9 protein-coding genes are annotated in these 15,570 nt (G+C 56.8%); all 9 read right to left on the reverse strand.

The window, feature by feature from the left end; translation table 11 throughout:
- Positions 1-49 precede the first annotated feature (49 nt).
- The 9 genes from AC0YOB_RS06785 to AC0YOB_RS06825 all read right to left on the reverse strand — a co-directional run bounded on the left by AC0YOB_RS06785 (position 50) and on the right by AC0YOB_RS06825 (position 15,563).
- Entirely contained in the window at positions 50-814 is a 765-nt protein-coding gene (locus tag AC0YOB_RS06785) for a hypothetical protein (protein ID WP_475792117.1), read from the reverse strand.
- A gap of 416 nt (positions 815-1,230) precedes the next feature.
- Positions 1,231-2,061, reverse strand: a complete 831-nt coding sequence (locus AC0YOB_RS06790) for a phytanoyl-CoA dioxygenase family protein (RefSeq protein ID WP_475792118.1) — start codon at positions 2,059-2,061, stop codon at positions 1,231-1,233.
- Between the two features lie 113 nt (positions 2,062-2,174).
- Positions 2,175-5,522, reverse strand: a complete 3,348-nt coding sequence (locus AC0YOB_RS06795; RefSeq protein ID WP_475792331.1) for a GH36-type glycosyl hydrolase domain-containing protein — start codon at positions 5,520-5,522, stop codon at positions 2,175-2,177.
- A 33-nt stretch (positions 5,523-5,555) separates the two neighbouring features.
- Positions 5,556-6,815, reverse strand: coding sequence for a glucoamylase family protein (locus AC0YOB_RS06800; protein ID WP_475792119.1), 1,260 nt, complete (start codon positions 6,813-6,815; stop codon positions 5,556-5,558).
- A 22-nt stretch (positions 6,816-6,837) separates the two neighbouring features.
- Complete coding sequence (locus tag AC0YOB_RS06805; protein WP_475792120.1) at positions 6,838-9,255, reverse strand: beta-galactosidase; 2,418 nt, start codon at positions 9,253-9,255, stop codon at positions 6,838-6,840.
- Positions 9,256-9,325: 70 nt separating this feature from the next.
- Positions 9,326-10,306 (reverse strand): carbohydrate ABC transporter permease, encoded by a 981-nt coding sequence (locus AC0YOB_RS06810; protein ID WP_475792121.1) that lies wholly within the window; start codon positions 10,304-10,306, stop codon positions 9,326-9,328.
- Between the two features lie 13 nt (positions 10,307-10,319).
- Positions 10,320-11,192, reverse strand: a complete 873-nt coding sequence (locus AC0YOB_RS06815; protein ID WP_475792122.1) for a carbohydrate ABC transporter permease — start codon at positions 11,190-11,192, stop codon at positions 10,320-10,322.
- The gene (locus tag AC0YOB_RS06820; protein WP_475792123.1) at positions 11,189-13,504 is read right to left on the reverse strand and encodes a DUF5696 domain-containing protein; all 2,316 of its coding nucleotides are present in this window, start codon (positions 13,502-13,504) and stop codon (positions 11,189-11,191) included. Before AC0YOB_RS06820 ends, AC0YOB_RS06815 begins: the two co-directional genes overlap by 4 nt.
- Positions 13,497-15,563: a YIP1 family protein gene (locus AC0YOB_RS06825; protein ID WP_475792124.1), complete on the reverse strand. Its 2,067-nt coding sequence runs from the start codon at positions 15,561-15,563 to the stop codon at positions 13,497-13,499. Before AC0YOB_RS06825 ends, AC0YOB_RS06820 begins: the two co-directional genes overlap by 8 nt.
- Positions 15,564-15,570 lie beyond the last annotated feature (7 nt).

Genomic DNA, 15,570 nt, shown 5'->3' on the forward strand with positions numbered 1-15,570 from the left:
ATCACTTGAGATCTCCAAATAAAACTCTCAAAAATTGTAGGGCATGGCATTAACCCAGTTTAGGCAATTTACTATTGTTTTTATATCCTGAATCGTGAGCGGTCTTGATTGCGTCTGCCAATTCAGGCGTATAGTTCGCGGTTGTCAATTTTCCACGCTCCAGGATCGCTTTAGCGTACTCTTCAGAGTAATACAGAGCATCATCTGATATATGTACCAAATAGTATTGTCGATCCGGACCAACTTTACGGCTCTTTACTTTTGTATTCAAAATCTTTTTAGACCTGCCTAATTTGGCACCCTCATGGATGTCAATGCCCCAGATCTCCTGGCTGCTATTGTCTAAAACCTCGTAACCGACTACTACTCTGCGTCCTAAACTATCAGATAATGTAAGTAATTTAAGTAGTGTACAATCCGTTTTCAGCTTAAATTTTCCTTTTGTAGTTTTAGTGGATGACTTTCCTATAGTCACGCTTTTGGAGACTTTTCGCACTTTCGTTTTCTTAATTTCGGAAGAACCTTCTTCATCACTATTCGTTACAGGCCTCTTGCTTGTTAATTTTTCCAAGAGTTCTTGTTCCATTTCCCGCTTTATCTTTTGCATTCCCTGCGTCATTTTCAGGGTTAAATCCTGCTCCAATTTCTTTTGCAATTCCAGGGTGCTTTCAGCCCTGGTTTTAATTGTCTTCTTTGTTGTGGCGGCTTTCCGACTCTTGGTTTTCTTGGAAATGCGCTTTGGCTTCGTGAGAGAATAAAGGGTTTCTTTTAACTCCTTGATCAAGGATTTTTTGGCCTTTCGTTTCCTTGCCATATTCATCCTCCTTCTGGCGGACTCCATAGGATTCGCGCAAATGTGTGTGCCCGGATTAACTTTCCTCTATTTTCCCCTAGTTACTCGATACTTTTCAATATATATATTCATTAATGCAATGTATCGCACTATTCATTGAGAAGCTTGAGAATCATGGCGATGCATCGGTGCTCCGATTTTTGACGCGGAGGGCCGTTTGAAAGCATCAATCAGCGTGACTGCGTTAAGAGCAGTTGGACCAAATTTCTGATTGGCCAACATTATCCTACTTGGAGGGGATGGTGTTTGGTTCTTCCTTTAATAGTCATTTGAACAAGTCGATTCAACTGACGGTTGAGCCTCAGTGACTATGGTCGGCTCACAGCGTGCCAGTATAAAAAAACACCTGACCGTGCGGTCAGGTGAGGAGGGCTCGCTTAGTAGGGCTGAGCTGCCGGAAAGCCAATTTTCTCTTTGCGGACCAGTTGTTTCGTTTTGTCGGAGAACCCATTGTAGGTCTCCTGCGGAATTTGAATGCTGCCCTGCTGCGGTCCGTTTTCCGCTGCCGTATAAATCAGGGCAATGTTCGGTCTGGGATGATCCGATTGATTCGGCGTGCCGCGATGCCACATCCGGTCATCTCTTATCATAATGGAACCAGCCGGCATGGTGGCTTTGAAGGAAAGCATATGCTCGGCAAGCCTGGATTTGTCAAGCACCTTCGGGCTGTACCAATTATCCGGGTGCAAATGCGTCCCCCCCGGCCATACCTCCATAGGACCGTTCCGCTCCGTTACATCGACAAGCGGATAGTTGACGACAAGATGGGTGATCGGCAAATTCACCGTACAGCGGTCACCGAATCTTGCTCCCATGTCGGCATGAACATGCTGCGCCTTCGTCCCGCCGGGCATAGAGGTATTCGAGGCAAAGTAAGTCAATAGACAGTCCGAACCCAAAATTTGGTCGATGACATCGGTTACGAAAGGATGGGCAATGATGTTTTCGTTGCAAAATGGCTGCTCGAACGGCAAATGCAGACCGATATGATTCGTGCCGTCATGGAATCCCTCGTTTACGTCGAAATGGTTCTTGTCCATAAATCCGTCCAGAAGGCGGCCGATCTTATCGTATAACTCGTCCACTTGCGCTCTGGGCAGCACTTCTTCAAACAACACGTACCCGTTCACTTTAATAAGTTGAACCGCCAGTTCAATCGTCTCCGGCAATAATTTGCCTGAGGCTAGTTCTTCTGCGCTAACTCTCACCTTTTATCTCCGCCATTTCTGTTAGTTAGTAAAATCTGCTCGCTTGTTAACTCAGCCGATTCCGAAAGCTTCGCTATTGGGATGGGCGTTCTGCTTCGTACGCCCCTCTTCCCTTAAATAAAGATCTCGATTACGTTACGTTCGGATGTCAGAGCGGCAGCCAGAAGCTCCCGGCCAATGCGCATTCCGCCCGGCCGATAGCGATTATGCGTTTCCCGAACCGGTACATCCGCGCCGTTCACCGCGACCCGATTGCCCTCGCCGCCTGCAAGGCGGTAGACAAACTCGACCGGCCGGTCCATGAACCGGAAGGCAAACCGCAAGCCGGACAGCTCGGCGGGAAGCACGGGATCCACCACCAAATCGCCGCCTTCCTGACGGATGCCCAGGCAGCCCGAGATGAGCTGGTTCATATAAATTCCGGGACCGCTGGAATAGATCCGCCAGCCTCCCTTGACCGGCGCTTGGCCGTCTCTGAGCGCTTCGAACCGCTCCTGGGCTGCGTAGCGGTCGTTAAACTTCCCGTCGGAGCTGCTGAAATAGGCATTGCTCTGACGAAGCTCGGCATTCGGCACCTCATCCGTCAGCCCGACCGGGTTGATCATCTGCAGCGCCTTCCACGCCTCATCGCGGTAACCCAGCTTGGCCATCGCCTCAACGAAGCGAATATGCGCATGGACGTACTGCAAGCCGATTTCGCGGCCGAAGTTGGCCGCCTGCTCCGCGCGCTTGAAGCGCGTGCTGACGCCGCCCGCATAGGGTGCCGGCCTGTCCATTAACCTGACGCCGTCAGGGAAATAGAGCTTCTCTTTAATGATGGCATAGTGCGCCTCCGCTTGTTCCTTCGTCAGCAGCTCGCCGATCATGCTCCGGGTCATTGGAAGCAAGCGATAGCGGATGCCCGTCGATGTATCCTCCGGATGAAGCATCAACTCGGCAGCGCCCGGCTCTTCCATATAGAGAAAGCCCGGAATGACGTCCTTCGCAAGCATGAAGCGGTTGAAATCCGCTTGAATGCCGGCAGCCAGCTCCTTCAACTCTTCGGAGAGCGCCGCATCGTACTCTTCGACGGCCGTCGCAAATCCCCTGATCGTCTGAAAAGTCAGCGCAACCGTCCAGCTGCTCACCATGAATCGTTTGAGCAGGGCGTTCGCGGGCTGCAGGGTGTCGTCCCAATCGCCGTCTCCATAAGCGGACAGATGCGTGCCATGCACGAAGTGTTCCCGGATGTATTCAATTTCCTTGCGGACATGCAGCAGCACGGAGGAACCCGTTTCCGCGAAATCGAAGGTCTGTCGGTTCATGAACGGAACAAGCTCCTCCAGAATTCCAAAATCCTTCGTCGCCCGCAGGTAATCGCCCAGCACTTTAAGCGGCCAGACGACAATATCGCCATGGCTCTCGGCGGCTTGGATATTGAAGTAGCGGTCGAACATGAACCACTGCGGCCAGTTCCCCGTATCCTCGTATTGATGCGCATATACTTTCAGCAGAATATCCCGGACCGTGCCGTAGTTGTGCATCGCCAGAAAATACTCGACTGGCCCTTGGCAGACGTCGCGTGTTCCCCAAGCCGCCCCGCCGTACTGCTCAAGCCCATGCGGAGCGGAGAAGTGTACGAGCATGTTGTGGGTGTACCACCATGCCAGCGCATTCATTTTGTCCAGCTCGGCGGGAATGCCCTCCTCCATGGACAGGCGAAACTCGTTCATGACCTTGCTTAAAAACCGCGTGTACCGCTCCTTCTCCGTTTCCAGCGAGCGGTCTTCGAATGGCAGCGGCTGACCGTGCAGCGAGCCTTGAATAGTTAGATTCCAGGACGGGCTTGCGGACAGTTCCAGCACTACAAGCGAAGCATCGCCCGTCCGTACGTTGGCCGCAAGCATGCGTTCGTCGCCGACGTTCATAGCCGCGCCCGTCACGCGCAGGCAATAATGCAAGTCCGGGTAAGCCGAAGCACTGAGTGTTCCTTCCGCGGCTCTGAAGGTGACGGTGTCCCCGCTACGCCCCAAGCGGAAAGGCCGTTCATACTCGTTCACGTTCATAATCACTTGATTCGTGACCAAATACCGGTACGCGATCCCTTTCTCCGACGCTGCCTGCAGGCAGATCTCCGGCGCATCCACGGCCGTGAAGCACGTGATCGTCACGATATCATCTTCGAGCTTATAGGACCAACGCGCGTAATTGAAGCCCATTTCGAACATTGAAGGCAGCGTGAGCAACCGGTAGCTTCCGTCAAGCTCGACATAAATCCGTTGACCGGATGCTTTCAAGACGTTCAAGGCGCTGCGGGCGTTGGATATCATTTTATGAAACGACGTATTGCCCACGACGAGCTGCGAGTTGAACATGCCGTACATGTAAGCCGTTGTCGTCAGGACCTGGTCGTTCAAGCGGTCGTTGCCGCCGGTCATCAGGATATGCCCGTGCGGACGCTCCACCCGCAGCTCCTTCTCCTTCAGCACGATATGCTCGTAAGTCGGAGTGAAGAACGACAGCAGAGTCTCGCCGTCCCGTTCCTCCTGCAAGCGCACGGGAAAATGGCGTTCGATTTCCCCGCGCGTCATGGAGAGTGCGCGAAGCGGCTTGCCGATCGTTTCCTTGAGTGCCGGCATCTCCAAATAATCGCCCGGCTCCAGCCGGCGTTCACCAACCTGCCTCCAGGCCTCGGCCACGTCTTCGCCAAATTCAAGCGTTTCAGCCGCATGAGGATGATCGTCCCTCAGCATTCCATAGAAAACGATCCGGGCGGTGCCGTCCAGCAGGATGCGTTCGGACTGCAGCGCCGCATAGGCAAACTCGTACTGGTAGATTTCGTTCGCCAGCGACGCCTGCGACAACCGGTCAGGGACATCGGTTTCCTTGTAGGACAAGCCGAAGAATTGGAAGCCGTCCGTCGAATAGCCGGCCGCGCCGGTCAGCGAACCCTGCTGCATGTACGGAAACCTTCCGCCCTGCGGCTGGTTCTGGCGCGAGCAGATGACATAACCTTTGGCGGAATCCTTGAAGACGGAATGCCCGATATATTGCGATACGTAAGCCTCATTGGAACGCACGGCTCCCCGGTCGGCAAGACCGATGTCCTGGCCGTAGATCACATCGAGCTCGATCTTTGCGCCACCAAGCGAAACCTCCCAAAACCAAACGCCCATCTCCGTCAGCTGAAAAGCGACTTGGTAGGAAATACCCCATGCGGAGCCTTCCCAGATCAGCGCCCGCTCCGACCGGCGCAGACGGCTGGACGAACGGATGCCGAGCAGCGGGACCGCTTCGATACCATCCGCCGTAAACCGGCGCAAATAGAGATTATTCAAGGCGCCGTCGATCGGATTTGCCTGCAATTGATTAATCAGCGTTTGCCCGTTGTGTGAGGCCTCGAACAGATCGCCGCTGCTTAAAAACGTAAACCGGTAAAGGCCTTCTTCCACGTGAATCTTCGTATCGGTCGTCTGTGATATGGTGCTCACCCGTTTCTCCTCTTTTCTCTCTGTTTAAGCAATAGAATCTGTGTCTGTATCTGTGTCTGTATCTGTGTTCATGTCATTGTCTGCACCCATGCAAATATCCATGCCGATTCGTGCCGGAGCGGCTTTCATGAACTGCCGCCAGACGAAGCCGGAGCGGTAATTCTCGATCATGAGCAGCGTAATGCCTTTGTCGATGCCGATGACGTCCTCCGCGTACCAAGCCGGCGTCTCGTCCAGGTTAAAGGCATCCTTGAAGCCGTATTTTCCCCACAGCTGCGGATGGTTCTCGTAATAGTTGCGAAGCGCCGCAATGGACTCCTTCGGGGTGAAGACAATCGAGCCCGCAGCTCCGCAGGGCGGAATCGTCCCGTCCGCGTAATCCCGCTTCGTCGTGTTCGGATCGGCTCCGTAACCGCCGCTGTAGCCGCGCGGGCCATCGCAGGCGGTAAGCCCCCACGCGTCGGGACCAAACGTCTTCGAACGGTCTGCATGATCGATACAGAACTGCCGGTTCGCGAGCGATGCCTGCACGGAATTCTCGAACCAGTCTACGCCGTAGCGGTCCCTGCGTCCGCGGAAATCGAACCAGGCATGCGAGAACTGGTACACGAACAAGGCGCCGCCCGTACTATGAATGACCGGCCCGTGTCCGCCGTAATAGCCGACATAACGCACGAAATCGTCGAACATATGGGCAGGCACCGGGTGCGTCGGAGACGCGGCGCCGAGGAAATACATCATGAATTGCTCCGCGTAATGATCCCACGTCCCGAAATGTTGGCCTTTCTCGTCGCTGTAGCCCATATAGAACTGGTCCGTCTCCGGATTGCGATACCAATTCCACTCCACCCGTTCGTAGATCGCCTGCGCCAGGCGCTTGACTTCGCCGCCGAAATATTCGCCGGCCGTGAGCGCGCCGCAAATGCAAATCGCCGTGTCGATGACGGATACTTCGCAATTGCGGTATTGCTTCGCGGAATCCGTATCCAGGAAGTGGAAGAAGAAGCCGTGCCGATGCTCGGCATTCTTCCAGCAGGTATGGAGCGTTCCAAGCGCGCGCTCGGATGCTTCCTCGCGCGTCACCCATCCCCGTTCGGCACCGATCGCGATCGCGGTCAAGCCGTAACCGACCGAGGCGATGCTCGCCATATCCGGACGCCCCGGCGCCCGGTCGCGGATCAGTCCGTAACCCGGGCTTGCAGGGTCCGTATTCGCTTCCTCCCAGAAAAACAGAAAGCTTCGCTTGCTCTCGAGCTCCAACAAAGACTCATCCGATAAGGCCATCTTGTTCTCTCCCTTCCCATCACTAGGCGCCGAAACGCACGATTAACCGGTCGTCGATTTTTGCATGCTGATGAGAAATAATCCGCTGTACTCCGCCATGCCTCTCAATCCGGTAATTCTCGCTCGGCACGATACCGCGCGTTGTCTCGAGATCGATCCAATCCTCCGCCTGCGTGAGCCGGAATACAATTTGCGCTTCCCCGACCTCCATGATCTCCGCGGTGGACGCGGCGATGTTCGCGCCGCCCGCAGCGACGCCGACCGGCAGCATGACGCCGTCCTTACCGGCCAGCATCAGCTCGCGGCCTTCGAACAGCGGCGCTCCGGCATCGTAAAGACGCAGCGTCTTGTCGAAGCCGTCAAGATTTAACAGATGAATAAACCGCTCGCCGGCTGCCGAACGCGTCGACGTCATGAAGATGCCGTGATGCGGGCAGTCATGCGTCAGGCCGGCTTTGGCCCCAAGCCGCTCGAGGGCGGTGCGGAACAGATCGATATCCGTTCGATATCTCGCCGTCATGACGATAGCCCGCCCGCGGCCGACCATGCATTCGAAGCCGCAGGGCTGCCCGCTGCCGTACAAGCGGAAGAACGGCGCAGCCCCGCGTACGGCCTCGAACGTTTGCGCGAAATGCGTGCGCACTTCCGGACGCGGGGACGCCCAGCCTTCGGCCACGACGGAGGGAAAGTAACCGGATGAATCGCGATGCTCTTCAAGCAGGCGCAGGCCCAGACAATCCGCCAGAATCGTACACGGACGAGCTTCCATGTCGTATTGCGGCACTTCGCCGTACAGAAGCACATTGCCGCCTTCCATAAGGTAATCCCCCAGCTTGCGCTGCAGCGCTTCATCCATATAGCTGGCGGAAAGCAGCGCCAGCACGGGCGTCTCGGAAACGCGAAGCGGCCTGTTCTGGATATCGGCCGCGCCGAACCGGTAGCCGGCGATCAACATGGCGCGGGCCATCGTCTCCCATCCCCAGTGCGCGCGGTTTGCTTCGATATTGTCGTACAACGCCTTCATGGCCGGGCTGCCCGCATACCGGTATTCCGTCATGTAGTAGTCGGGAATAAACGCAAATGCGACCCCGTCGCGCTCTTCGTTCATGACGGCGACTTTATCGGCAACAGCCATGATGGCCTGAATCCCGCGCGCCATCCGCGAAAACGTATAGTTCAGCTGCCCTTCCGGCCCGACGGGTGCGGCGAATCCATGACGCTCGCCCGTGAAGGCGACGCGGTCGTTGCCGTCGCCGCGCCCATGCTCCAGCCTGCCGTTGCGGCCGCCGCAGAACAAGTAATAGTTGATGAGCCGGTTTCCTTGGGCGACGCACATGCGCATTTTGAAATCCGCAGCCGAGACGTCGTAGCGCGCGGCGAGCAGCTCGCCGAAATTGCCGTCGCCGCAGTTGAACTCTACCGAGGTGAGCGGCTGGTGCTCGTCGTGAACCGCGTCCATGAACCCGTTGATCAAGTACAGATCCTGGAACGTATTCATGTCCAGGTCGCCGAAGTAGATATCGGAGCCGGACAGAAAACCCGGCTTGCCTTCGTAAGACTCGTACAGCTGGCTGATGCCGATCGGGAACGTAAAGCCGCGTCCTCCCCCGGTGCCGTGAATATTCACCACGAACGGAACCCCGGAAGCGCCGAATTCTTCGGCATATTGGCGGAGCGTATCCACATACCGCGAGAAGCGGCTGCGCATATAATGGCCCAAATCCAGATGCAGCGCCGGCGCGTACGCTTCCTCCGGCGAGCGAAGCGCCGCCGAGCGCGCAGCCGGATCCGAGAGGTCGAACGGATAGCGTTCGGAGAGCGCTTCGGCCGAATACGCCTTGGCCAGCCAGCCTGCAAAATCGTCCATGACAAGCGGCGTCAAATCCGGTCCGTTGCTTACCCAGGACAGCATGCCGATTTCGTTATCCAGCTGGATCGCTATGATGTTCCCGCCGCTCGGCTGCTGTCTTGGCGCGGCGATCTCCATTACGGCTTGATACCAACGGCGCACTTCCTTCAGGTAGTTCGGCGCCAGGTAATCGACCGTCCTGGTCGTGGCAGGGCGGTTGTCCCAACCGAGCGGCACGATTTCCGGATACTTGTCGTAAATCCAGTAAGGAAGCCCCTCGTTCTTCATCTCCGCCATAATGAACGGTCCGGGACGCAGGAAGAAGTACAGCCCGTTGTCGCGGCACAGATCGATAAAACCCGCCAAATCATACTCCGGGCGATTCGTTCCTCGCAGGTCGATTTCTCCCTCCGTCTCTTCATGGCACATCCACGGCACATAGGACGCAACCGCGTTGCAGCCGGCCAGCTTCAGCTTGTCGATGCGGTCCTGCCATTCCTCGCGGCGCAGCCGGTAATAATGAATCTCGCCGCACAGGATCATTTGCGGCCTGCCGTCTATGCGAATCTGTTTATCGATGATTTCGATCATTCTCGAACACGCTCCTCCTGAAAATGAATGGCCCGGCCGCAGCCGAAACGGTTATCCGATGGTCACGGCCTTACTCTCCGGTTAATCCCGTTTTGTCGACCACTTGGGTGAAATACTTCTGCGCGAACAAGTAGAGCGCCAGAAGCGGCAGGACGATGAGCAGCGTGCCCGCCATTCGAATCGCTTCGTTGACGTCCGTCACCTTCGCCCCGCCCGTGTACATCGCCTTGAACGCATCGTTGAATGTCTTCAGCTCCTGCGGCAGCGTCGTCATGGCATTGCCCAGGTACAGCGAAGCCAGGTACGTTTCATTCCAGTGCCACACCATGGAGAACAGATAGACCACGACGATCGCCGGCACGGAAATGGGCAGAATGATGCGGATGAAGGTTTTGAACGCGCCTGCCCCGTCGATCGCGGCTGCCTCCTCAAGCGCAACCGGAATCGTGCGGAAAAATTGCACATAGATCAGAATGAACAACGCCCCGCGCAGCCCTTGGGCGAAGATCCCCGGGACGATGAACGGCAGCGGGGTCTCAAGCATGTGGTATTCCTTGAACAATAGGAACATGGGGATCATGATGACCTGCTTCGGCACCACGAACGTAATGAGCATCAGCGCGAACAGCACGGGCTTGCCCGGGAATTTATATTTGGCGAAGCCGTAGCCCACGACAGCGCATGATATCGTCTGGGCAATGGCCGGCAAAACCGAATTCAGCAGCGAAACCCCAAGCGCCTTCATATAGTGAAGCACATGCCATGCCTGGACGTAATTGTTCCATTCCAGCTGCCGCGGGATCCAGCCGACCGTCGGATCGAGCAGATCCGGCAAGCTTTTGAAGCTCTGCGAAACCATGAACAGCAGCGGATATACGTATACGAACCCGACGATGACGAGCAGCGCGTACACCATGGTTTTGAGCAGCAGTCCGTCATTGCCCTGCCTGCCCCACAGCAGATGGGTCGCTTTATCGATCCAGCGGCGCAGCTCCGTCCGCCGGCTCGCCGCTTTCTGCGTCACTTGCGGCTCTGAGGCCACGTCTCTCATATCTGTCTTCCTCCTATCTTCTGTCCGCGTTGTCGCGGTTCCGGAAAAACCAGGCGATGATCAGCAGCACGGCAAGGATGACCGCGAAGAAAATCCAGGCCATCGCGCTCGAATAGCCAAAGCCCGAGTTCACTTGAAACATTTTGTCTTGAATGAGCTTGATCACGTCCCCGAACGTATTCGTGAACAGATCCACCGTCGTGTAAATGAGATTGACCAGAATGAACGGCTTGACCTCCGGCAGCGTCACCTTCCAGAAGCTTACCCACGGCGAGGCGCCGTCGATGGCGGCCGCCTCGTAGACCTGCGGGTTCACCTTCTGGAGCGCCGCCAGGAAGATAAGAATTTGGACGCCTGAGTACCACAGGATCAGAATGAACTTGTTGATGACGTCGATCAGCGGGCCTCCCCATGCATGGGGAAGCGAGTTTTGCAAATAATCGATGACGCCGGATTGATCCATCAAAGGAATCGTCGCCGCGCCCTGCGAGAACAGCTCCTGCACCACTTCGCCGCTCGTGATCACGACCGGAAGGAAGAAAATCGCGCGGAACAGCTGCCGTCCCCGGATCGGCTGATTGATCAGCAGCGCGACGAACAGGGAAAAGACGATGACGATCGGAATCATCAGCACGGTCGATTTGACGAACAGCAGCAGCTGTTGAATGAATTCCGGGTCCGTCAGGAACGCTTCCTTATAATTGCCCCAGCCCAAATACTGCGTTTTGATACCTTCCGGCGTTACCGCGACCTTGTGAAAGCTCATGAAGAGCGAGAAATAGAGCGGATACGCCATAAAGAGCAGGAAGCCGACGATCCACGGCAGCACGAGCGTATACCCGATCAGCGCCTCGCGCCTTGCCTTGGGCATCTTCATCTTCTTCATGACCGGTCGCCTCCCGTCACGGCGAAATCGCGCGCTTTCACGTCAACCGATCCGCTGCGGTAATCCTCGCCGGTATAGTTCACCCATATCGCGGCGCCGTTGGAGTAGCTTACCTTGACCACCCCGTAATCGGGCACCTCGCGCCCCGTCATGAACGCGTGCCGCACCGGCTTCAGCGCCTCGTTCGCCATCTCGTACTGGCGTTTGATCTCCGGCGCCCAATCTGCATAGGCGGTGGAGAACTGGTCGCTCGACGGCGTATTTTGCAGCTTCCAGGACGGCTCCTTCGTAATGACGAAGGACGGGTAAGCGCCGTATTCGATCATGCGGAGCACGTCCTCCGACGGATCGGCTTGATGGTTGGAATCCTTCGCATAATAATCCATGACGCCATGAAGCGTCATTTGGATAAAGGGAACCGTGTCCGTCGTGTACATGAACTGCGACGATTCCATCGCTATGCCCAAGTACGAGGCCGTCCCTTTCAGCATGTAGTCGTTGGGCTGGTTCACCGCCAGGTTCAGCGATTGCTTATTCGCTTCCTCCAGCAGTGTGCCGTACATTTGCATCGCATCGGTGCGGGTAACCGCCTCCTTGCCGCTATAGTCCGAGAACAGCATATAACCTGTGCCGTTCAGCGTCAGGTTCGTCAGCCCGTCCCCGCGGAAGGCGCCGAAGTCGTCCTTCGCCAAGCGGAGCGCGGACTGCGGACGAAGGAAATAGCCGTTCAAATCCTTGTACAGGCTGCTCACGAATTTGCTTACGAACGGATACTCCAGCAGCCGGTCGGTAATCATCCGGGCGGCATCCGAACGGACATTGGTCCGCGGACTGCCTTTGAGCAAATCGGTGTAATCGGTTTCCAGGCTGAGCGTGATCCCCTGCTCCTTCGCGTAATCGCGCAGCGCCTCGAAACCGGAGCGGCCGCCCAGCTCGCCGGCAAACGACGGCTTGGCGGGACGGGCGCCGTTCAAGCCCCCGGCATTCCATCCCTTGAGCACGGCCGTCACCCGGGTGACGCCCTGCTTGCGCAAATCTTCCAAAATGCCTTGGGCTTCTTCGAAGGAAGTCAGCTTCAGCACATGCTTGCCGAGGAGACCAGGCTCGATGTCGCCGCCAAGGAAATCGATCTCTACGGGAATGTCACTGGCTTCGCCGGTTTCCGCCGGCTTCTTCGCCAGCATGCCGCTGCGCTGCAAATAGGCGCGGTACGCCCCGGCCATGCCGATATAATCCGCCTGGCTGCCGTTCAAGAAGAGATACCGCGTTGCCTTGTCGCCTTCGGTCTTTGCTTTTGTGAACGTATTGATTCCGCCCATCGACTGGCTGGTCGGTTGAAAATACGCGGATCTCACCTTGAAGCGCGTCGATACCCAGTAATAATTCGTATTGACGCCGCTCGGATAAGCCACGATTTCCGCATTGGCTTTCCCCTGCTCGACGACGCCCATCAGCGCATTTTGGCCTGCGCCGTGTACGATGCCGAATACGGGATACGAAACGGCGTTAGACGCGTCGAAGCCTGTCGTGGTCACGTCGCTGCCGTAAATTTCCCCGACATACGGCTCGTCGAAGCGCGACTGCTGATCGCGGAAACGGATCAGCGCCCCGCTGCCGTCGGGGATGAACAGATAACCCGGCACATCCGCTTGGCGTACGGCGCCGAGGAACGGATAAAGCTGGATGGTAGCCAGCCGGCCGCTGCCCTCCTCCACGATCGAATCATTCGGCAGCGTGACGACGAGACCGGTCTCGTCCAGCGCCGTCCGCACCGTCAGCCTGATCCCCAGATCGGGAAGCTCGTAGGTTACTTCCATGCCGCCCTCGACCGGTTTGGCCAATACCGCCTTGCCTTGCTGGGAGCGGAGGTTGCTCGTCGCGACCGTCGCGTCGTCCGCCTGGAAATAATCCAGCATGAACGGCGACTGCATGGCATTGATCCAATCCTCGTTCAGCTCTTCCTGCTGCATCGTCTGCGGGTCGGGCACGGAGGACCACACATAACCGGTCTCCTTATTCTTGACCTCGATGGCGTAAGTGCTCCTATTCATGTACAGCTCGAGACTGCCGTTTTCCCCGATGCGCTCGTACCCTTGACCGACAGGACGCGGAGGTACGCCGGTCTGCGCAGGCTCGGGCATCGTAAAGCGGTTGGACTTGTAAAAGGCTTGCTCCTCCTGCCGGTTCAGCGCGCTGTCCAAGACGATATTCGCGGGCTCCGCCGTCTCGCCAAAGACGTGCGCGATGGAGCCCGCGAGCACGGCTGCCGCCAGGCCAAGGACGAATCGAACGGCTTGCTTTCGTTTAGCCACGGTATTTCACCTCTTCTGCTATGCTCCGCACGAAATCCCACAGCTGACTCGATAATCCGAAGAAAATGAAGGCGATAACCGCCATAATGACCATGCCGGACAGGGTGATCGCAATGTTCCTGAACGATTCCCTGAACTCGTAGCCATGGATTTCCTTCACCATGATGATGAACAACAATACGCACCAAGCCAGAATAATAATGCGGGAGTAATCGTACACGACCGACTCCATCAGGGTCAGTCCTTTGGACAGGATGGCCAGGGGTACGCCGAACAACAGGTAGGGACTGAGCGCATACACGGAGCCTTTGAAAACATCCTTGAACTTCCCTTCGCCGTCGTTGATGACGCTGACCATATAATTGCATACAATCCATGCAAGGAGCGGCACGAACACCTTCAGCAGCTCGGATGCGATGCTCACCTGCAGCGGATCGGCGCCGCCGAAGATAAAGCTCGTCTGGAAGACCTCGAACAGCCGGACCGCCGCGAGCAGCACGAGCAGGATAGCCGCCGACAGGACGGATGCCTTCCCGTTCGTCAATTCCTCGAAGCCGTCGATCGGATGCCGCAGCATGCGGAATACGTGAAGCAGCTGACTGACGATCCGAACCCGTCCCAGTATTCGCACCGCATCCACGACGGGCGCGCCGAGACCAAATTTGCGATGGAGCCGCTTCAATACCATCCAAGCGGCGACCAGCCCCGCCAGAATAAGGAGCACCGTCGAAACATGCTTCATCAGCCATTCCCGCCGCAACTCCCAATACGTGTTGGAGTATTCCCCCGCGTTCTTGGCGAATTTCAGCTCATCGAATGCCTGATCGAAAAGGCCTTGCTTGTAATAGGCGAGCCCGATGCCCAGATGGGCCAAATCGAACAGGCTGTCCAGACGCAGCACCTCGCGCCACGGCTCCAGGCTTTCGACGTATTTGCCGTCCAAATACAGCGACACCGCCTTGCCTACGAGCGTCGCGAAAGGCGTAGGCTTGAAAATCTGAATGTTGCCGCGCTCCTTGTCCAGTACGTACAGCAAGCCGTTGCTATTGACTGCGATGCCCGAAGGGGACGTAAAATACCCGAGGCTCTGGTAGCCCGCATCCATGCCGCCGAAGCCGAAGAGCAGGCTGCCGTCCTTGTCGTAGACATAGATGAAGCCTTCCACGGAGTCCGCGGCGTAAATATTGCCCATCCGGTCGATCGTTACGTCCGCGATATTCCCGCTCATATAAGAAGACGAACGGAGCAAATTATCGCCGGCCACGTTCAGCTTCTTAATGCTGCCGCCGTCAAGCCCGACCGTCGCAGTGAAGACGAGTCCGTCCTCGCCGATGGCCACGTTGCTCGGCGAGGGCGGAAGCTTCTGCGACAGCTGGCTCAGCTGCTTCCGCGTGAAGAACGTTTTCTGAAGCGAGCGCTCGAGGCTGAAGCCCACCCGATTCGCCCCGAAATAGCCCAGGAAGCTGCCGTCCGCGCTCATCTGGGCAAGCCCTTGCACGAGACCCTCGCCGACAATGTACAGATTACCCCGCAGGTCGACGGTGATTTTTCTCGGCTTGAAGGTGTTGCTCTTCCCGAACAGCAGCGATTCCGGCTTGCCGATCGCCGTTGTTTTCTTGCCGCTCTTGTCATAAACAAAGATCTGCTCCGCCCCGTGATCGGCCACATACAGCTTGCCGGCGCCGTCGACATAGATGCCCGTCGGCTCATCCAGCTCGCCGGCTCCGATGATGCGGACCAGGCTTCCGCGTTCGTCCAGCTCCAGCACGCGGCTGTTGCCGGTATCCGCGATGAAAATATGATTGCTCGCATCGATGAATAAATCCTGCGGCTGATCGAGCGATACCGTCAGCTTGTCTTCCCGCTCCGCCGCTTCCGCGCCGAACATGCTGTAACCGTCGATGGCGCCCATCGGCACATAAGCGGTTTGCGTCAATCTTGGCTGTCCGTTCTGCTTAAACGTGAAGGCATCGTACCGGGCGCTGGCGACGCCGGGCGCAGCGGCGAGCAGCAAGGAGAGGATGACGATTGCGTAAATAACGGATTTCCATTTCACCATGTGCGTC

The sequence above is a fragment of the Paenibacillus sp. JT31N17 genome (genome assembly GCF_056269255.1).

Coding starts and splice junctions, on each gene's coding strand:
- AC0YOB_RS06785 (WP_475792117.1), bottom strand. CDS start 814: ATGGCAAGGAAACGAAAGGCCAAAAAATCCTTGATCAAGGAGTTAAAA.
- AC0YOB_RS06810 (WP_475792121.1), bottom strand. CDS start 10,306: ATGAGAGACGTGGCCTCAGAGCCGCAAGTGACGCAGAAAGCGGCGAGC.
- AC0YOB_RS06815 (WP_475792122.1), bottom strand. CDS start 11,192: ATGAAGAAGATGAAGATGCCCAAGGCAAGGCGCGAGGCGCTGATCGGG.
- AC0YOB_RS06825 (WP_475792124.1), bottom strand. CDS start 15,563: ATGGTGAAATGGAAATCCGTTATTTACGCAATCGTCATCCTCTCCTTG.
- AC0YOB_RS06805 (WP_475792120.1), bottom strand. CDS start 9,255: ATGATCGAAATCATCGATAAACAGATTCGCATAGACGGCAGGCCGCAA.
- AC0YOB_RS06800 (WP_475792119.1), bottom strand. CDS start 6,815: ATGGCCTTATCGGATGAGTCTTTGTTGGAGCTCGAGAGCAAGCGAAGC.